12 protein-coding genes are annotated in these 19,760 nt (G+C 34.1%); 3 read left to right on the top strand and 9 right to left on the bottom strand.

What is annotated here, in order from left to right; genetic code table 11:
- Positions 1-39: 39 nt before the first annotated feature.
- The 9 genes from IEV57_RS06710 to IEV57_RS06670 form a co-directional block, all read right to left on the bottom strand.
- On the bottom strand, positions 40-750 hold the full coding sequence (locus tag IEV57_RS06710; RefSeq protein ID WP_262891040.1) for an ArdC-like ssDNA-binding domain-containing protein: 711 nt from the start codon (positions 748-750) through the stop codon (positions 40-42).
- A gap of 56 nt (positions 751-806) precedes the next feature.
- Positions 807-2,054, bottom strand: coding sequence for an McrC family protein (locus tag IEV57_RS06705; protein WP_188440891.1), 1,248 nt, complete (start codon positions 2,052-2,054; stop codon positions 807-809).
- A 10-nt stretch (positions 2,055-2,064) separates the two neighbouring features.
- On the bottom strand, positions 2,065-5,124 hold the full coding sequence (locus tag IEV57_RS06700; protein ID WP_188440889.1) for a DUF8426 domain-containing protein: 3,060 nt from the start codon (positions 5,122-5,124) through the stop codon (positions 2,065-2,067).
- 48 nt (positions 5,125-5,172) lie between these two features.
- Entirely contained in the window at positions 5,173-7,128 is a 1,956-nt protein-coding gene (locus IEV57_RS06695) for an ATP-binding protein (RefSeq protein WP_188440887.1), read from the bottom strand.
- Between the two features lie 2 nt (positions 7,129-7,130).
- Complete coding sequence (locus tag IEV57_RS06690) at positions 7,131-10,124, bottom strand: Eco57I restriction-modification methylase domain-containing protein (protein ID WP_188440885.1); 2,994 nt, start codon at positions 10,122-10,124, stop codon at positions 7,131-7,133.
- A 584-nt stretch (positions 10,125-10,708) separates the two neighbouring features.
- A complete protein-coding gene (locus IEV57_RS06685; protein ID WP_188440884.1) occupies positions 10,709-13,996 on the bottom strand; it encodes a helicase-related protein in 3,288 nt (1,095 codons plus the stop codon).
- 49 nt (positions 13,997-14,045) lie between these two features.
- On the bottom strand, positions 14,046-14,870 hold the full coding sequence (locus tag IEV57_RS06680; protein ID WP_188440882.1) for a hypothetical protein: 825 nt from the start codon (positions 14,868-14,870) through the stop codon (positions 14,046-14,048).
- The gene (locus IEV57_RS06675) at positions 14,867-15,607 is read right to left on the bottom strand and encodes an OmpA/MotB family protein (RefSeq protein WP_229744253.1); all 741 of its coding nucleotides are present in this window, start codon (positions 15,605-15,607) and stop codon (positions 14,867-14,869) included. Before IEV57_RS06675 ends, IEV57_RS06680 begins: the two co-directional genes overlap by 4 nt.
- Before the next feature lie 8 nt (positions 15,608-15,615).
- Positions 15,616-16,977, bottom strand: coding sequence for a MotA/TolQ/ExbB proton channel family protein (locus IEV57_RS06670; protein ID WP_188440881.1), 1,362 nt, complete (start codon positions 16,975-16,977; stop codon positions 15,616-15,618).
- 568 nt (positions 16,978-17,545) lie between these two features.
- Between IEV57_RS06670 and IEV57_RS06665 the strand changes: the two genes are divergently transcribed.
- The 3 genes from IEV57_RS06665 to IEV57_RS06655 all read left to right on the top strand — a co-directional run bounded on the left by IEV57_RS06665 (position 17,546) and on the right by IEV57_RS06655 (position 19,756).
- Entirely contained in the window at positions 17,546-17,752 is a 207-nt protein-coding gene (locus tag IEV57_RS06665) for a hypothetical protein (RefSeq protein WP_188440880.1), read from the top strand.
- A gap of 235 nt (positions 17,753-17,987) precedes the next feature.
- Positions 17,988-18,968: a hypothetical protein gene (locus IEV57_RS19350; protein ID WP_229744252.1), complete on the top strand. Its 981-nt coding sequence runs from the start codon at positions 17,988-17,990 to the stop codon at positions 18,966-18,968.
- 152 nt (positions 18,969-19,120) lie between these two features.
- Positions 19,121-19,756 carry a hypothetical protein gene (locus tag IEV57_RS06655; RefSeq protein WP_188440878.1) on the top strand — a complete coding sequence of 212 codons (636 nt, stop codon included), beginning with the start codon at positions 19,121-19,123 and terminating at the stop codon, positions 19,754-19,756.
- Positions 19,757-19,760: the final 4 nt, after the last annotated feature.

Genomic DNA, 19,760 nt, shown 5'->3' with positions numbered 1-19,760 from the left:
GGGTCAACATCCGCCGGAATGTCAGTCGAATCTGGCCAATCAGGCCACTTTCACTAAACAAAAACATTCCGATTCTGAGGGGTCAACATGCTCCGGAATATCCAGCAACAAAGTACTGAAATAATCATCTTTCGATTGAGCTATGCTATTTCCTTTAAACCTGAATAATTCTGGAATTTGAATATAATCTTTAAGGCTGTAATAACAGGCTCTATCACCCCCCTCCCTTATATCTGCTTCACTATTTTTAATAAGCTTATGAATCAGTTGATCTGGATCAGGTTCTGGGCAAAAAAGATCTGGTTGATCACCAAAATACCCTTCTACCTGAGATTGATTAAATACATATTTAAAACGAAAGTTGAAATAAACATTCATTTTGGAAAATGTATCTTGATTATACTTATCAAAAAGAATCAATTGATTATTCTCTTTTTTCAGATTCTTGTCTTTCGGAATTGCAATACATATCAAGGTTCCTTTTTCACCACGCTTCAATTTAGCTTTGACACTTGACCACTGGTAAAAAGTAGCCCACTTGTTACGAGAATATCCCCTCTCAACACATGTCTTCCAAAGGATCATTTGATTATTCCCTCCATAAAACTTTCCTGTCTTGGCATTTACTGCCTGAGGTAAGCCCTGGTGCCAAGGCATAATCCACTTATCATCGGTTTGTTTCATTTGAGATAAGATCCACTCAGCTGTTTGGTCTAACTGATGGTTATAAGTCTCAAACTTTTGTTCCAAAGTTGACTTTCAAAGTGGCTCTTCTAAGTTATCCTTTGAATCCATAATTGATTATTTTATAGTTCCAACTTCCCCAATATCCTCTCCCCAATCCCTCTATCCAACTTTCCATTAGACCCTAAAACATTGATAAAACCTACTTTACACATATTGTCACCGACCTTCCCTTTGTGGAAGTTTCCGTACTTCTCTTCTATCGATTCGGAACCAGGATATAGTAAGATACTCTTACCGGCATTCCAATATAGATTGTATGCGAACATCTGTTTGAGATCATCGTCGGAAGGGTTATGGGCTTCAACGATTTTCCATTTGGTGTCAATGACGAATTTTTCAGTACTCCCCTTCTTATTCAAAACCAAATCTGGACGAATGGTCTTGCTTTCCCAAAAATCTTCCGAATTCTGGAAACTCACTTCATAGCCTGATTCAGGGTCGCTTTGTAATACCCTATAGATGTATTCCTCCCAAAGCTTATTCATATCAAAAAGCAAAGCAAGCATATCCTCCCTACCTGATCGAATATCAGGAGAGTAATTCAAGATGATCATTTTGGAAATTTTGATTGCATCTTGATATGGCTTGGTTTTTCTGGTTTCTTTGAGTCGAGAAAAGTGAGAATGATTAATCTGTATTTCCTGAATATCAGGAAAGTCTAACTTCACTCTGTGGATTTGATCCTTGATTTGAGGATTGTAAGAAATTCGCCCAAGTATTGTTAGAGCTCTGAGTAAAATCTGGTTGTACAGGTTTTCGGTATCGTAAGTTTGATGTTCGGTGTAGACCCTTTCCTGGTGCACAAGATTCTTTCTAATTTGCTCACTGAAGAGAATCCTACCTTTAACGACATTTAGGTTACCTGAATTTTTTCTGTATTGCTTAATAAGACCTTTTCTCAATAGAAACTTAACCTCATCGAGAAACAGCTGAAAATAAAGATCAAGAATACTATTGTGACGGACTTCTAAGGCTGCCTCTGATACCGAATTGACTTTGATATAGTGACAATAGTTTAGCATGTCCAAGAGCGCTCGTTGCCACCTTAGATACTCTGCTTCGTCTGGTTGATACTCTTTATCGGCTTTGGGTAAAATTTCAATTGTCAGTCCTCCGATTTGGATCACTCCTACATAGCTATTGAATTTGATTCCATTTCTGATTCCTGTAAAATATTTGTTCCCATTACGATCGTTGTATTCGTATAAGCGATCCAATTCCGATGCATACAGAAATCTCCCATCTCCCTGATCAAATGTTGTCAGGGATTCATATTCAAAAACTCGAATGACAGGACTTCTGCTCATCAGGAAAAGGTTATTTGACTGTTGGGGTATAAATAGACTTAAACTCCCACTCTTCTTCTGGATTAATCTTATATACCTTGCGCTGCTTTAAATCAGATTTTAAGTTTGAATCATAATCTTTGAATTCGGCAAAGTCAAAATCTTTGTTATGGTCTGCTTGAATAAAAGAAGAACCTAAAACCAAACCAATCTTACCAAAGTCCCCAAAGAAATACTCTTCTAATAAAGGAATCACTTTGTTTTTGAAGGTTCTTTTGAGATCATTTACAGTTGTGTCTTCCATGAAGTACGCATGTCCGATTTTGTGATCTTTGTCTATTAGTTTTTCTATACGATCATTGATTTTTTGTAGCATTAGAACCACATCTATACTGTCGATAATACCACCTTTTTCCTGACCTATTTTTCCTTCAGATTTTAGAAGTTCAGGATCAGAAGACATTTCTTTGAAGGAAAATCTACGTCTCAATGCTGTATCTAAAGCTTCTATACTTCGGTCCGCAGTGTTCATTGTACCTATGATATAAAGGTTAGATGGGACAGAAAACTTTTGCTTAGAGTAAGGTAGAACAACTTTCATTTCTTCTGTTGAACCCGCACGCTTATCTGTTTCAATCAGTGTAATTAATTCCCCAAAAATACTGGCGACATTCCCTCTGTTAATTTCATCTATGACCAAGACATACTTTTTCGGATCTTTTGAATCAATATCAACTTCATCTGCCGCTTTCTTTACAAAGAACTGAGGTTTGATCCATTCCTTTTTAAGTTTATAAATACTCTGTTGAGAAAGGTTTTTCTCATAAAGCTCCTGAATGGGAATATCTTGATCTTTGAATAGCCATTCCACTTTCCTGAAATGTTTGTATCGAATAGGAGCTGCAGGATCATAAAAATAATCTCCACTTACCTTTCCCAATGCCCGTACATAATGATTCCCTCGAGATACTAAAACATAGTTCCCAACCTTTAAGTAATTCTTAAAGTAATTTAAAAATTGAGCACCTCCATCTTTATATCTCTGACTATACAACTCGCTAACTTCGGATTCATTTTTTCCTGTTAAATCTATTTCAGAACCAAAACCAAGTGTTATCAGTCCTTTTTCCATGCAATAGTCATAGATTTCTTGATCAGTCGGGACATTGGCTTCGCCTAATGAGATTTTATAAAAATGGGATTGATCAAATTCAGATTGAGGTAATGTAAAAAGTATTTGTTTCTTTTTCTCTCCTGCCTTCAAACTATCTTCCGCCAAGCGACAGATACGTTTGAAAACTCCCTCCTGAGTTTCATATTTCAAATAAGTGTCTCCATCTTCAGGATCTAATGGTTTTATCCCTTCAACAAAATCTTCATAGCTAAAGGATTGATGAAAAGTACAAAATCCTATTTGACCACTGGATGCTTCCCAATCAAAAATGAATTTCTTGTCGTATTCTTCTCTAAGCAGATCCCGATCGTCTCTGATTTCCTTGTATCGATGGGGACTCACAATCTTAACCGCTTCATCAATGGTATGATATGTTTTTCCTGTACCAGGAGGTCCAAAAAATATCTGGTTCAATGGTGATGATTCAGTAGTTGCCATAGTGATAAGTCTTAAAATGGTATCGTATTGTTCTTTAGTAGCAGTAAAATTGGTGCCTTGGGTTCCTCCATTGAAAGAGTCAAATTCTGGTAAATCTTTAAGCGTCTCCCTGAGAACAGGTGTTTCACTCAAGTTATAATCAACTTTGATTTCTACAGCATTACCTTCTCCTGCACCCTTTCCATCGGTATAAAATTTAGCTTCGTCTTTGTCATCTACTCTATGAAATAAGTTTGATGTCACTGTAGCTAAGGCATAACAGCCTGGTTCTTTTCCTGTCAACCACAAAATGACCTTATCTCCAATTTTTATTTTTTTCTTATGAGTATTGACTGTCCATGATCGAATAGCATTTGCAGCAATTGCTCCATGAAAATCATAAACTTTAGGATTGCCTTGAAAAATCCAGTAGTTAGCCTCATTTGTGGGCTTAAAACCTAACCAATCTTGAATCGCTTGAATGGACTTGGCTTGGTGAGGGTTCAGGAGAAGGGCCTCTTGAAGAATATTTTGAATTGTATTTGGCTCATTCAGATATATAAACCCTATCCTTCCAATTCGTTCTTTATCCTCTAAATATCCTTTTTCTTTTACCTTTACAATATGATTGTCTAATCCGACACTTAGACTTTTTGATCCACTCAGATTACAATACTCATTAGCTTTTTTTTGTTCTAAAATCTTCGCCTTTCCATAAAAGCCAACAATCTTTTTCTGTGAATAAAAAATAACAAGATTATCGTCGCTATCTACTTTCGGTGGATTGGTGAATTTGGCATAACCTATTACTTCATCGCCTGTATTTCGCTTGTTTTCAAAATCAAAATTCCAACTTTCATTTGCCTGTCCTCCTCCTTTTACATGACCATGATTACTTGGATCATTACTTAAACTTTTCCATTGATTTGAGTTCCAAGTGATGCTTGCCATAATAATCCTTCTGGAATTAGCCTCAAATGCCAACTTGGTTTGGTATTCTCGAATTTTCTGTAGGTTCTTTTCAAACTTAAGAGGTTCAATAAATATCTCCTCTAAGCCAGCATCCATTATCTTTTGATCAATTAGTGGCTTGACTTGATTTAGAAAGTTTTCTGCTTCTTCGAATGCATTGTCATCAGACAGAATTTTGTCGAATCGAGTTTCTGTAACCTGTTTAAAATCGCCAAAGGTATCTATCAAGTCTTGATAAAATCTCAGAAGTCTTTTATCCGTTTCTTCATTAAAAGCAATTTGGAAAGTAAGACTGATGTTACCATCTGGATTCATGGAAAAAACTAATCCAAGACTTCGCGTCATATTGGTACCACCACTCCGATCATATAAGCCTACAAAGGCATAATCATCGGTACCCTGAAACCAATAACCATCTTTTAACCGGCCTTTAGTGTTTTTTTCTCTGGTCCAATATAAAAATTCAGGATGCAAGTTTCTGTAGTTTTCTAAAAATTCAAGGACTTTCTTATGTAAAGTATTCGCCATTTCCAAGATCTTCTTATAGAGATTAAAGTGAAATTTAAATTATGCTTGTTATCCCAAAAATTCAATTAGTTTCTGCTCGCCCTTAAAGATTATTTCTTTAAGATCTTTCTTATTATCACTGACTTTTGTTTTGATTCCAAGGGCATGTCTAATATTTCCATATCCTGATTCAAGTTTAGAATTATTACCTAAAACTTCTGTAGTCAGGTTTTTTGTTATATTTTTCCTGCTAATAAAATGACATTCAGGATTTGATATCTTCCATTGATTGTTTAAATCTTTTATTGCTCTAAAATTTTCCTTTACAGTAAATAAATAGTGCCATTCATCACCACTTGGGTCTATTTCTTTTAGAGTCAATGGCAATAAATCATCTGAATCCGTTAATGCAATTGTTTGTATCTTTAATAAAATTAGTTTTTCTAAAAGTTCTATAATGGTATCAAGCTCTCGTTTGTAAATGGGTGCATCAGTATTGTCATGTGAAAGCGGATTCAAAAGTAAGTCTTTATGTTCTTTGAGTTTTTTAAATGGTTCAACATCACCCCCCAGTTCTTTGAAATACTTTAGAAAATTTGAAATTAGAGTATCGAGTTGAATAGTTACCATACCTTTATCTTCTTTAAATTGAAGACAAAGATTTTTAGGTAACAAATATTTAAAAATTCGTTCAGATTCTTTTCTTAAATAATTGGCACTGGCAGGGTAATCGAACTCCTTGAGGTATTTTTTAGCTAAATCTAAATAGTTATCAGGTTCAGGAATAAATGGGCAAGGTATACCAGTTTCTGTTTGGTGTTGATACATTTCCCTGAATAGCCAACCTGTGTCGAACCTGTCATTTATTCGATTCTTACACATATTGAAAAAAGCTCTATCATGGGTAAGGATTAAAATTTGATAGGTATCAATAAAAGTTTGGCTTAATATAATATCTAAAACCTTATCTCGGTGACTCATATCAAGACTAAGTAACAAGTCATCCAAAACTAATATTCGGGCTGAATTTTCAAATACTGGTCGTCTATCTAAAATAGACAACCTTAAGGCTAATGCAATAGCTGTTAAACGAGCTTCATTTAAAAATGTATGGGGTTTTAAAATTTCTCTTTTTAATTCAGGTAAACTTTCATGGTTAAACTTTACCAAGAGTGGGATTTTTGGATTATAGAGTATCCCGTCTTTTTGTTTTGTCTTACCTTCAACCAGTTGATTAAATACGCATGTAATAGCATCCAAATCGAACTTGATGCTGAAATCCTCCTTAAATTCCTTTTCCAAATATTCATTTGCTCCTTGGGTAATATCAATCAAAAATTTTTTTAGTAGAAAAATGAATTTTGGTATTATTTCTTCTTGGAACCTTTTATACTCTGAAGAACCTTCAGAAATTTTATTTATTTTTTTGGGAAGAGCTTCTGGACAACTTTTGATAAATCTCCACCAATCGCTTGCGTATGTTTTAGTGGATAGCGTGCCATTAAGTTCTGGATATGCCTCCTCAAAATCTATGAATGGGAAAATTTCTCGTTCAAAAATTTCAAACAAATCAATTTGTTCGCTATTACGAAAATCATAAACTTTGGAAAGGAATTTATAATTAATAAAATCGCTCCCTTTGAGAGCAGCTTCAGTAAATCGGTCTAAATGGGTGTTGATGTTGTATGATTCGTCCGAATTACGCTTCAACTCCTTTATCGTTCCCCCAGTTGGTGAAGTGAATTCTAAGATAATTCCTGACTCTTCAGTGGGAAGAGCAAAGCGGTTTCTTAAATTTTGATTGTCATTTGGATCGAAATATTTTATAATTTCAGTAGTTGGGTCTTTAATTGAGCTTTGTAGAAAAGTGTATAATGCCCAATAGATCGAGCTTTTGCCACTTCCATTTTCACCGTAAAGAAGTAAGTTGTTTTCTCCTAACTCAATTTTATTTTGGGAAAATTCTAACTCTTTTCCATAAAAATATTTGAAGTTTCTTAATGTTATTGTCTTTACCTTTTGCATACCTAAATACTTAAAACAGGGAGAACTAATTCTTTGAGTTCTATTTTCATCAATTTGATTTGATTTCTTAAAAGGTTTCCCTTTTCTATAAGGATAGAATACATGTTTTTTATTGATTTAATTTGTTCTTCCTCAAGTAAATTCTCAATATTTTCAAAACCCTGAAAATATGTTTTAGCAGATTCTTCTATAGATATTTTTTTTAATTGAAATTCATTTGGGAAGTATAATTCTAAAATCAACGCATCAATTATTTCCTCAAAAAATTCTGATATATGTGAATTAGGTATTGAATTGTCAATATTAAAATCCTTATTACAATGAAGGACTATTGTTACTATTTTTGATAATAGATCATTAATTTTTACAATGTTTTCTGGTATGCAAAAAGGTTCTATATAATTTGTTTTAAAATAGTAGTAATTGTTGTTGTAAGGTGTGCTTGTATTTACAATAAAATAATAGAAAAGTCTTGAGTTTAAGACTGCTAAGAGAGACTTTGATAAGTATTGGAATTCTTTTTTTGGAGCTACAATATATCCACCAGCGTCCGGATAGTATTTACCGGAAAAGTCAATTGTAAAATTTGGCTTATTTTGAAGTTGTGGGGTTATTATTTTCCCCTCTTTATTCAAAATACTTAATTCTCTGCTTCTATGAAGGCTATACCAATAATCTGGATTTGTTTTATAGCTTATTTTTTTTGCTACAAGCTCATTTTTGAATTGGTTTAAATAATTGTATGTTAATGGAAATTTTGTTTTAACATCATTTTCTACAATGGGTATTGTTTTACCTTTAGAATTTTCTTCATGAAGAAAAATAGTGTATTTCTTCTTTTTTAAGGGTTTGTATCTCCTTATATCTTCCCCCTTCAATACTGGTCTAACTGCTTGTAATTCTATAGTTATATTCTCATTGGTCTCCTCAGAAACTCCATTTATCAATTCTCCTACTTCTTTACCATCGAACATGAATATTTTATCTCCTATGGAAATAATTCCTTGATAAATCCCTTCACAATATTTTAATATGCTTGGATAAGACTTTATTTGATTTAGAACTCTAATAACATTACTATCAGTAGTAATTAGCCAAGTGTCTCCAAGTAATGAATATGGTATTTCAAAAAATTTCAATTCATGTAGATTCTTCGTTTTTGGCTCGCAATATTCAACATAATTTGAGTTTTCTTTAAAGTGAAAAACTCCAGAGTATGTTGTTGCGTTACTAAAAATCTGATTAACTCCAAAGTATAAAATTGACTTTATCCAATTCTTTTCCTTAAGTACGTTTCTAATTTCCCTTCCGTAATCTGCTATTATGAATCTATGAGGGTTAATAAAAATTACACTACCATTCTTTTTAAGAATTTCAAAAGAATGCTCTATAAATAACAAATAGATATCATACTTCCCAGTTGCAGATTGGTATTTTTCCTTATATGTTAATGCATCTTGTTTGGGTATGTTTTGTACTTTAATATAAGGCGGATTTCCAATAACGATATCAAATCCCGAATTTGAGCACACTGATTCATTCACTACTTCAGAAAAATCTAACTTCCAATCAAAAAAATTGAGTGGCTTTTCTGGTTGTTTTTTCAAGAGTAGTAATTGCTTGATACCTTCTTTCCATCCTAAAGTTTGTAGATACAATCGAGTTTGTTCTGCTATTTTTCTGCTTGTTCCAGTTGGTTTAGTTTCTATACCTTTGGTTTTCACCATTAGTTCCAATTGGATTAAGAGAAGATCAATTTTTAGATTTCGAATTTCTGTTGACAGCTTATTCTTATTACTTTTCGGGTTGAAAAACTCTTTTTGTTCTATACTTAATTTATTTAAAAGCTCTGCTTTTCGTTGAGCCAATTCTGCTCCAAATAAACCATATGAAGTGTCGTCCAAACTCCAGTCTATATCAATTACTATTTCTCCCAGTTTACCTATCAAGCTGTTGCCTACTACGATTTTATAATCTAAATTAGGTAATGGCTCAGGTTTTGGTTCTTCTACAATAAGGCTGAGCCAAAAGCGAAGACGGGCAATATCCACAGCACCCTTTTCCATGTCAACGCCGTAGATGGAGTTTTGAATAATATTCCTTTTAACCAAATTGGGTTTCCACTCTTTCATTCTCCATTCTTCTCCCACAACATCCCTACTTGCATGGAAAAGGATGTAAACAGCTTGAAAAATCTCTGTTAGTAAGCCCATAGGGAAGGCGCCAGAACCGATGGCAGGATCACAAATTTTGACATCACGAAGTGCTATGGCTAATTCACGATCGTACTCGATGATGCCTGAGCCTTCTTTCTTTTTAATAAAATTTAAAAGTGATTCTTGAAGATCTTTTTGTTCTGCTTCATGTTTCGGCCATTTACCATTTTCTTTTAGAAAGGTTTTCAAATACTCAAGAAGGCTTTCCTGACACATATAATGTACGATTTCCTTTGGAGTATAATAAGCCCCTTTATCTTTATTATCTTCAAGCAGATTTTCAAAAATATGCCCGAGCATTTCCGGATCAATCCCGACTTCCTGTTCCTTAGGATCACTCTCATCGATGGTGAAATTGTATCGATCAAAAAATTCAAATAGTTCATCAAAATAAGCTGATGGAAAGTTAATCAAATGTGAGTTTTCTTTTCCTTTTTCAAATAATCCTCCGTTCAGATAAGGTACTTTTGTTCCAGTAATGGGGAATAATAAATTCGGTCTACCATCTTTATTGAGTGTTTCAAAAAACAATGGCTCCAGAAAGTTACTGTAAAAAGCATCTTTTGGAGTAAAGTTATGGAAGGAATTCTTTAGGAAAGTAGGATCGCCAGTATTCCATCCTGAATCCTCTGTAGGAACACCCATCCATCTCTTCTTTTGCAAAAACTGAATAAATACTAACCTACCTAATGTCAATTTGACAAAATCCCTAATGGCCTTTTCATCCCCTTTAAAGATCGAAGATTTGTAGCTCGGAGATTCGGTCAAGTAATCTACCATTCGTTTATAATGAACCAAGTAATCCTTAAAAAACTCCTTGCTGAGCTTTTCTACAGAGAAAGCGTCCTGAATGGTATTCATATCAGCATCGCTCTTTTTTGTACTGAGGTCATATAACCTTAAAGCAGGAGTTTTACAGCTTTCATTCTTACCTAAGAGGTAAGTGAAGCGCTTGGTATCTGTTTTTTTTGTGACAAAATCAGCCTCAACTTCATCAAACTCTGTCGCCCTTGCAGAAAAGGTAAAACGATAATCATCGCCCCCTTGCTCAAAAATGGAGAGCACACCATGGCTTTGATCTTGATCAATATATTGAGATACAAGGTTATTCAGCTCTACCCGGTTCCTGATAAGATTTACATTATTCTTTAATTTTAGCTCAAAGAGTGCCAATGACTTACCATCATTTAATTTCACATTTCCGAGCTGTCGGAATGACTCTACTTTATCATTATCTACAGGAATATTCTGAATAGGATCCAAGAGCTGGACATTAGGAAAAACTTCTTTAACAACTTCTTTCCAGTTTTCGGTAGAATAAGGTTGATTGAGTCGTTTTTGAATTTCTTGTTGAGTCATGATGATTATGAATTAGTAGAAAAAGATTCAGAAATAATGATTTCAGGTTTTAACTTTTCAAAAGACCTAACTGTCACGGTTGGACGGTCTTCCATAGTATCACTCTGAAGTACGGGATATTGATTGATTACTTTGACCATCGCATCTAAGAGGTCGATGGGCTTTAGACGAACAGCTTTCGCATCCTTTTTCAATTTATTTACATCTCGCTGTAGCCTTTGAAACTTCCCTAATTTGATGGCGTTTTTTGCTGCCTTAATCAGTTTTTTTTCTTCATTAGATGCAAAAGGAAATGTCAAAAACCCATCAAGATATGCCAATGCCTTTTTCTCGTTAGGACCTTGCGTTGTATCTACAACCTGATTACTGGCCATCTCTTGTCTGATTTTGTTGTAGAAATCTTCCAAGGCTATATTGATTTGATCATGATGTTTTCCATGAAGCGGTATCCCATGTTCTGATGCCATGGCACTAAACTCCTTAGCTGTTTCTACAAAGGATAACTCTTCAAGTTGTCCAGTCTCTTTGATAAAATAGAATGCATCTCGGCGGTTATTCCTCATAAAACTGATCGTAGTACCAGCTTTTAGCTTTGACCTCCTACCTACTCGAGCTCTTAATGGTAAGTTCTTGATTTTCCTGAAAAGCTCAGGGTTCTCAGATTTGAATTTTCTTAGCTCCATCAAGAATGCCAGCTTTTCATCTTTATCCTCATCAACATCTTTGTCAAAGAGTCCAAAAGTTTGTGTCTCTTCATCTGGAGAATATATCTCACTATCCTCTCCCAATGCCGAATGAAATGCTTGAAGTTTCATGATTGCCCGCTTCTCCAGTTCAATGTCATTATTGACTTTTGCTGTTGGATAGAAGTTGTAGATATAGACTTTTGGTGCAACAGAACCTATTCTATTCACACGTCCTATTCTCTGCATCAATCTTGTTGAGTTCCACGGTGTATCGTAATTTACAATTACATTGGACCTATGTAAGTTGATCCCTTCAGCAAGTACCTCTGTCGCCACTATGATATTGAAATCATTTTTGTATTGAGTTCTTGGTATGTTCGCATCAAAGTTCTCTCTAATGACACTTTTGAGTTTATCTCGATTATCAGAATGAACTTCAAGAATATCTTCTCGTCCATTTTCTTTTAACTTACTCACGAGATAAGTTGTCGTTTCTTTTGACTCAGAAAAGATTACAAGCTTCTGAGCTGGATTGATTGCTGGCTTCATTAATTCACCATTTAATCTAAAAAGAAACTCATCAAGCTTCGGATCTTGAAAAACAGCTTGCCATTTCTGATTCAAATCTTTGAGTAAATCAAGATCTCTCAGCAATCCATCATGAAAACCATGAACAAAATCATCAGCTGTGCAAATCTCTATTGTTGGATCAGTTTCTTGTAAGGTTAGCAGTCTTGTGAGTAATTCATCCTCTCGCTCCTCCATGACATATTCATTCACATTGATATTAGGAGCGATGTATATTCTTCCATTATCAAACATCCTACACATAGCTTCTGTGGCCAAGGTAAATCTATTGAGAGACTGTTTGAATGCATGAAAACTACTATCAATCCTCTTTACCAACATGATTTTCATTATCTTAGCCAAGGCTTGGGAAGCCACATCTGCGTTCTTATACTTTAGCTTTTTCTCTGGTCTTAAGAATTTGATTGCTTGATACCTTAGATATTTGATTCCATACTCCTCGTGACTTAAGAGTTTCATGGTATCATCATAAAGGTCATCTAATTGATCATCCAATTCATAGAAGATTTTCCTTGGCTTTTCAATATCAGGAAAGACAATACCTTGCTCTTCAAGATCAGAATGATAGAGTTCATGTGCATTCAAATCCGTTCTGGTTCTTCTAACCGTTAGTGGCTGAATGACCATCTTTCTTATTTGTTCATAAATTTTCTTAACCTCTGCTTGCACAATCTTTATATCAGAATTGTCCTTCAACTTTCGATATTCATCTATATGATTTCTGAAAAAATGCTGAAGGTTAGAAACTTCAAGCGTAGAGTCTTTGGAGTCTTGAAACAAATAAACTTGATTAGCAATATCCTCAGGTCTGTTATTCAAAGGTGTAGCAGATATTAGCATGACTTTCTTATCTGCCTTGGTTCCATCTTTTAACCTTCTCCGTGTTTTTGTCTTACATATCTTCTGAAGCTGATTATAAGCTTCAGCTGTATCATTTCTAAACTTATGGGCTTCATCCACTATCACCATATCATATTTCTCAGCATCCATGATTTGATGGAGACTTCCATTGGTGATGATCTTATAATTGTTAAGCTGAAATTTCTCAAGGGTTTCCTCCCAGTTGGGCTTAAGCGCTGGAGGAACTACAACCAGAATATTAGAAATATGAGATGGGAAATCATTGGAGTAAAAAAACTTCTTGGCAATCAAAGTTCCTACAACTGTCTTCCCTAAACCTACCACATCAGACAAGAAAAATCCATTGTGTTTTTGAAGTAATTTATAACCTTCATTTACAGCATCAATCTGATAAGAAAGTCTTTTGAAGCCATCTGGCAGGTCTGTTACTGAATTTGGATCGAACTCCACACTTTTCCCAAAATACTCTATAAGAAACTTTATATAGACCTCAAACGGTGTAAAGTCATCATTCAGGAATGTTTCTTTCTTAAGCCTTGAAATCTCTACAGGAAGAACTGGCACTCCTTCCTTCCAAAGTCTCTCAAACTCATCAGTTGCAAACTTTACATCATCATAGTAATGCAAAAGCACATTGAATTCATAATTGAAAGTGTCAGACTCACCAAGTCCACTATCTGTAAGGTTAGATGATCCTGTTATTACTGATCCTGTTTTATGTTCATTCCATCCCTCTGGTCTGAAAATATAAATCTTTGCATGCAGCCTTTTACTTGGATGAGCTTTAATCTCAATTTTGTTAGAAGCTATATCTTCTACGAATTGGATGATACCGCTTTCCACCTCCTTTAAATATGGCGCGTCCTGAATGTCTGATTTAACTTCCGACAGGAACTCTACCATTGTCTGATTTGCATCACCTTGAAATAGAAGACCTTTGGATTGATATTTTGCAAGTATCTTATCTACGTCAATTCCTACCAGAATACGAATCTTGGGAACCTTTTCGAGGAAGGGTCTAATCTTAAAATATCCAGAAGCTCTAAAATACCCTACTAATGCATCGAAAAACTCAATGTCTTGATTATTCTCAAAGATCCCTTTAAATTTTTGAAGGAGTGTATTCTTTTGTTCGTTGGTAAAAAACCTTGTAGACATTAGTTATTGTTATTGATAGGGTATTGAAAAAGGAAAGTTATAACGTATGTTATAACGCTTTTAAATATTCATTCCCTAAAATAGTAAGTTTGGACTTATATTTTTCAATAAAAAGTTTTAATTCTGTAGCACGAGAACCTTTTTTGAAATTTTCAATATGGATATGATCTTGATTTGCATGACATAAAATACAGAGACACTTAAAGTTAGCCTCAGTATTATTGGTTTTTACTCCATCTATATGATGGACATGAATAAATCTCTTATCAAGGGCTTTCTCCATTTGAATTGCACACTCTTCACATTTGTATTCATGCATATCTCGATAAGCTCTACTTATCTGATCCCAGCCCTTGGCATATCCAAAAATGTCAACCTCTACATCATCTACTTTTTCTTGATCTCCCAACAGTTGATAAAAGTCTTTTGTGGTATCAATTTCTGAATTTAAGATCATTTTACAGTTTTTACATAATCCAAGCTCTTCATCTTTATACAAATTTCTTGAAGTCATATCAATTAGATCATTAACTTCAGAATTTGAAAAATCATATCTTTTATCAAATAGACCTCTTTCCAAAAAATCCTTAATAGTCTTGCACTTTACAATATGAAATTTTGGATAGGAATTATGTGCTTCTATGTATGGCTCTCTAATAAACATATACCCCTTAAGACTTAAACCTTCATAATCAAGGTAAATACCATCAGCCTCAAATCTAATATCCCCTGCTTTGTATGCCTTCTCAAAATCTACCCCTTTGATGACTTTAAATCCACTTTCAAAATCGATTTTTGGATAACCCCACCTATCTAATGCTTTCGATAGCTGCTCAAATTTATAAAGCTCAAAGTCCTGAAATGTATTTCTCATTTTTGAGTAAGTTCATTGATTACTTTTTCAACCAGTTTGTCACTTGTAGTGATAATTCTAAATTCCACTCTTCTTGAAAAATCATTATTCGCTTCAAGACCTGAGTCTTTTGTGAGTGTTTTATTTGTATCGAGTGTTCTACCATATGACAAACCATTCGCTGTTAACCAAAACTGCAATAAGTCCACAGTATCCCCTGGTAACTCTTTAAAGTAAGGCATGCTTCTAAAATGCTTTAGTACTTGAGCTGATCTTAATTGGGATAATTTTACATTACCAATATAAGGATCCGGATCAAAATTGTAAGCAGGAACTTGGTCCGTATGTCCTTCTATCCTTACTTCTGAGATTTTATCCTGATACTTATCTTGTAAAATTATTTCAAAATATCTTGGCAAAAACTGATCTAAGATCTCTCGAAAATAAGGTCGTATTTCTGTTTGCCCTGAAGCAAATAGGACATCGGGGTTGGTAAACTTAATCGAAAGATCCTTATCCAATTCTACTTTCCAAGTTTGAAATTCATCTCGAAAGGCACTGTCCAGTGCAAAATACAAGCTTTCTTTTGTTGCTTGGAATTCTTCAAATAACTCATCCCTCTCATCTTGCTTCTTCTGTACTTCAAGGATATAGGATATGGCAATAAACATAAATATCACCATTAGACCAGTCATGATATCTGAGAAAGATATCCAGTTACTCTCGTCTGGTTTGTTTGCTTTTTTAGTAAGTGACATAGACGATATTAATTGTATTGTGCAACTATCCTCTGTATCAAGTTATCAAGATTTTGGAAAGTATCATTGAGCTTCGTATAGAAATGTGCATGAATATTCTCTACCTCACCATCCAAGTCCTTGATTGACTTTTCAATTATACTTACTCCATCATTAAGCTGTGACTTGAGATCCTTCCAGAAAATTTCATTGATATCTTTGATCTTATCAATTTCTTCTAACCTTACTAAAAGTTTTGAAACGCTGTCTGAGAAATCCCTTTGTTTCTTCACCCATTGGTTCAGTTGCTGAGTAGTCTCATCAAATGCTTCAATGTTCTGTTTTAAAGTATCAACTGCTCCAGAAACCTTATCTGTGATTTGGGTAAATTTGGTATCGTCTACCATCACTTTTTTGAGTGAGTCAACTATCTGAATAAGTTGGCTATTCTTATCTGTTAAAGTAGAGGTGTTTGTAGACACCTCTTTCAATGCAGCTGAAGAGATCGTGAAATCATTAGATACAGATTTGAATTGGGCAGTAAGAGAAAGGATCATTTCCTTATTCTCCATCTGCCACTGATTAAGCATTTTGACACTGTTATTGAGTTCGGCAAAATTTTCCTGAACAAGCTTGTTTATCAGTTCTGACATCTGGCTATTGAACTCTTCAGTTGCTTTCTTCATAACATCCACTAAAGCTTCTGTATTATTTTTAGCAAGGAGCTCTGCAAACTCTTTGAATTTCTCCTCAATGACCTTATTGTTTTTATCCATTGAGCTCACGATCCAATCGATATTTTTCTTATTGTCTTGAGCGTAACCATTTTGTTCAGATCTTAACTTTTGAAGCTGAGTCAAGAGACTTGTTTCCTCATCTCCACCTAAAGCTTTTTGAATTTTGGTCAGTACTTCTTCTTGCGTAGAGTATTTAGTCAGTATTTCACTATTCTGATTTCTTATTTTCACCAAATGCATAGACAATGAATCCTCATTTTCTCCTATTAAAGCCTTTTCAAGAGATTTGAAATTTTTATCTGAAGCTTCCTGATTCTTGATTAATTGATCAGAAATTGCATTAATTGCTGAAATCTCATCTGAAGGCTTAGGTGGTTGAACTGATTCGACATATCCATACACTCCTTTAGAAATTTTTGAGAATATTACAGAAAAAACAATACCATAAATGGATGTTATAAAAGCTGTTTTAAGTCCCTCCAGAAGACTTGGTATACTTTCATTGATATTGTTTACATCAAAGTCTTTAAGTCCAAAATAGATACCGAGAAACGTGCCTAAAACACCTAAAGTGGTAAATACAGATGGTATCGTATCATAGATGTAAGGATTAACAGATTGAAGATCCTTCCTTACACGTAGAATTGTTATCATGTAAATTGAAAAACCAATCCAACCAATAAATGCAATTATTATGATCCAAAGATAAGTGGGCATAGATAGCTATTTAGTTCAGAGCCAAAGATGCCTATTAATCCCAAATTAAAAAATACCCATTACAGGGTAATTTTGATTAAAAATAGTTGTTATACAAAAAGAATTGTTTGTTACTTTTTTTTTGGATTTACGAATCAATCGTACTCAAAGAATACTTGAAAGATGGAATTCTGACCAATGAAGACAAGGTGAAAGAAGTCATCTAACAGGCTTAGAGAGCTTTTCATCCTTGGACTTGCCCTTCCTGAAATCAGGCTAAGTGAGCATTCCATCTTATTCTGGAAAAGAAGGACTGATGGGATTTGTGCAACATTCAATCTTGTAATGAAGGTTTAAAAAGGCAACTGAGTACCTAATTGAATCAAATTGAACATATGATCGAAGAAACCCTTTAAAATTTTGTAGGATGATCTTATTACAGAGGAGGTAATCACGAGGGTACATATATATCTATGGCTACGAACTCCATAAAGATAAAGTCTAATAAAATTTATTATATTTAAACATGTCAAAAAATAAGAAGAATATCTCAGATGAAGAGTTGGATAGGGATATAAGGAATCTCTATTTAGACCCTGAGAAGGATGATCACATTCCTTTAGTAGGTGATGAATACTTTTATAAAATTTATGGTAAGGAAAACTATGAAAAAATGAAGTCTGAAAGGGTAGAAAAACTTAAAAAAGAAAAAGAACGGTTGGGTTTGACTTGATTTAAAAAACAAAATCAGTTTTTTAAAAGAAGGATTGTTTGTGAACAAGCAAGACAAAGAAATCTATTTTTTTCTTTAATAGAAGATTAATCATCAAGTAAGAACGCATCTAATTAAAGGTGTAGTTATTTCTACAGTTTATATGAAAGCTTATTTTTTTTAATTACACTTATCAAATCAGTATTATGATAGGATTCATTTTAAATAAGCTATAACTCATCAAAACATCATAAAAATGAAAACAGAAAAAATTTTTGAGATTCTCACCGAAGGATCCGGATTAATCATTTGGAAAATAACTGATAACAGTAAAACCTATTTTATATACAATCATTCAGAATACGACCCAACAGATTCCGGACTTGGCAGTAATATAACTGGAAAGTATAACAGCTTCAGAAAACCATTTAATATTATACATAAGAAATATGATTGGTACATTTTCACATTAGAATTTGTTCATGAAGATTACAGGGAATATGTGACCAAAAAGTTAATTGATAAGTTAAACCAAAAGAATCAAAGAGCTTATGAGCTTCATTTGTTGGATCAACTTGAAACAGCTTTGCAAGGTTATCTTTTAGAAGAGTTTGATAAAGATACTGATACCGTAACTTGGTCCTTCTCAGCTAAACTAACTCCTAATCAAAGCAACCAAATCATTTTAAAAGAATTAAATGAAGTTGCTTATTCTCTCAATCCTGAAATTTCAAGTTATTTTGTAACCTATCCTCATTTCCTTAATTATTTCAAACATAAGTCACATCTTGATCTATCTGATGTTGTGCTTGGTATAAGTTTCGTATACTCTTGGATGCCAACTATTTTAAAGTCTGTTGACTTAAATAAAGAAGACACTTTACTTCAGATCTTAAATCGTGCTAAAGAAGGAGATGACTTAAGCAAAAAAGAGTTAGCTTTTCTGAAATCCATCTTCAACAACTCTTTGGTTGGAACCAGTAAGCTTCTCCACTTTATCAACCCAGAAAAGTTTGCTATCTGGGATTCCAGAGTGTTTCGGAATCTTTGTAAAGAGGAACCACATAAATACAAGTTAGAAAAACCCGAGACCTACTTAAGCTATTTGACATTACTTAATGAGTTAAAACAGGAAATGTATTTTGGAAACTTCCACAAGTTAATGATTAAGAAAGTTGGCTACTACATAACACCCTTAAGAGCACTGGAACTGGGGATATTTTATAAAGGATCTTAGTTTAAAGTGAGCAGTTCTGATTTGGTTAAGGCGGTGTAATTTTTATCCTACCAAAGCATAAGAAAACTGTGATACAACGCATGCCATTGAGACCATTTAATTAAAATGCAAGTCCTTAAAGTTGAAAACTTACATTCAAATAAAAAATCATCATGGGTATACTAAACCTTTCAATAGACATTCAGAATCCTGAAGACTCCTTTAAAAGGATTGCTAATGACCTTTTGAATCAATATGTTCTTATCAGTGGTGAAAAGTCTTTCCGAATCTGTGAGATTGAATTTTATTACACAGGAGTTAACCATGATGATAAATATACCCATGGTCATGAACTGCAGAGAACATCAGGTCATTGGTATCAACATGGATCAGGTCTTGATATCACATGCGGTAATGAGAACTTCTATGGAGGAATATTGATAAGGGCAATAGAAAGAATAGATGAACCAATAAGTAATGAAGAGAAATACATCTATGGTCCCTTAAAGTGTCTTCAAGCATTCATGAGTGGGTTCAAAAGCATTGTGAAACATGAAGTGACATTTGGATTAGAAAAAGCAAATCAAGGAACGCTAAGTCTTGAAAAAATCTTATCAGCACCAAGAGCCGGACTCAACCCTGACCGTGATCCTGAAATGTACTCTAAGATGTATAGGTTCTTTATCTATCCAATGAAAAAGCATGAACCAAAAGGAGAAATTATAGCAAGCTTGAGAGAGCATATCTCTGACGAAGAGCTAAAAGAGATGTTTGGTTGGAAAACCTTACCTGAAAAGAAAACCACTTAGCATT

Origin of the sequence: Belliella aquatica (assembly GCF_014637795.1) — a bacterium.
GTDB lineage: Bacteria > Bacteroidota > Bacteroidia > Cytophagales > Cyclobacteriaceae > Belliella > Belliella aquatica.
Note: the sequence above shows the minus strand (reverse complement) of the source record. Positions and strands in the feature narration are given on the sequence as shown.

Bases quoted from the DNA above. Each gene is read 5' to 3' on its own strand.
- IEV57_RS06705 (WP_188440891.1), bottom strand. From the start codon at position 2,054: ATGAGCAGAAGTCCTGTCATTCGAGTTTTTGAATATGAATCCCTGACA.
- IEV57_RS06665 (WP_188440880.1), top strand. From the start codon at position 17,546: ATGTCAAAAAATAAGAAGAATATCTCAGATGAAGAGTTGGATAGGGAT.
- IEV57_RS19350 (WP_229744252.1), top strand. From the start codon at position 17,988: ATGAAAACAGAAAAAATTTTTGAGATTCTCACCGAAGGATCCGGATTA.
- IEV57_RS06695 (WP_188440887.1), bottom strand. From the start codon at position 7,128: ATGCAAAAGGTAAAGACAATAACATTAAGAAACTTCAAATATTTTTAT.
- IEV57_RS06655 (WP_188440878.1), top strand. From the start codon at position 19,121: ATGGGTATACTAAACCTTTCAATAGACATTCAGAATCCTGAAGACTCC.
- IEV57_RS06670 (WP_188440881.1), bottom strand. From the start codon at position 16,977: ATGATAACAATTCTACGTGTAAGGAAGGATCTTCAATCTGTTAATCCT.
- IEV57_RS06680 (WP_188440882.1), bottom strand. From the start codon at position 14,870: ATGAGAAATACATTTCAGGACTTTGAGCTTTATAAATTTGAGCAGCTA.
- IEV57_RS06675 (WP_229744253.1), bottom strand. From the start codon at position 15,607: ATGTCACTTACTAAAAAAGCAAACAAACCAGACGAGAGTAACTGGATA.
- IEV57_RS06690 (WP_188440885.1), bottom strand. From the start codon at position 10,124: ATGGTAGATTACTTGACCGAATCTCCGAGCTACAAATCTTCGATCTTT.
- IEV57_RS06700 (WP_188440889.1), bottom strand. From the start codon at position 5,124: ATGGCGAATACTTTACATAAGAAAGTCCTTGAATTTTTAGAAAACTAC.
- IEV57_RS06685 (WP_188440884.1), bottom strand. From the start codon at position 13,996: ATGTCTACAAGGTTTTTTACCAACGAACAAAAGAATACACTCCTTCAA.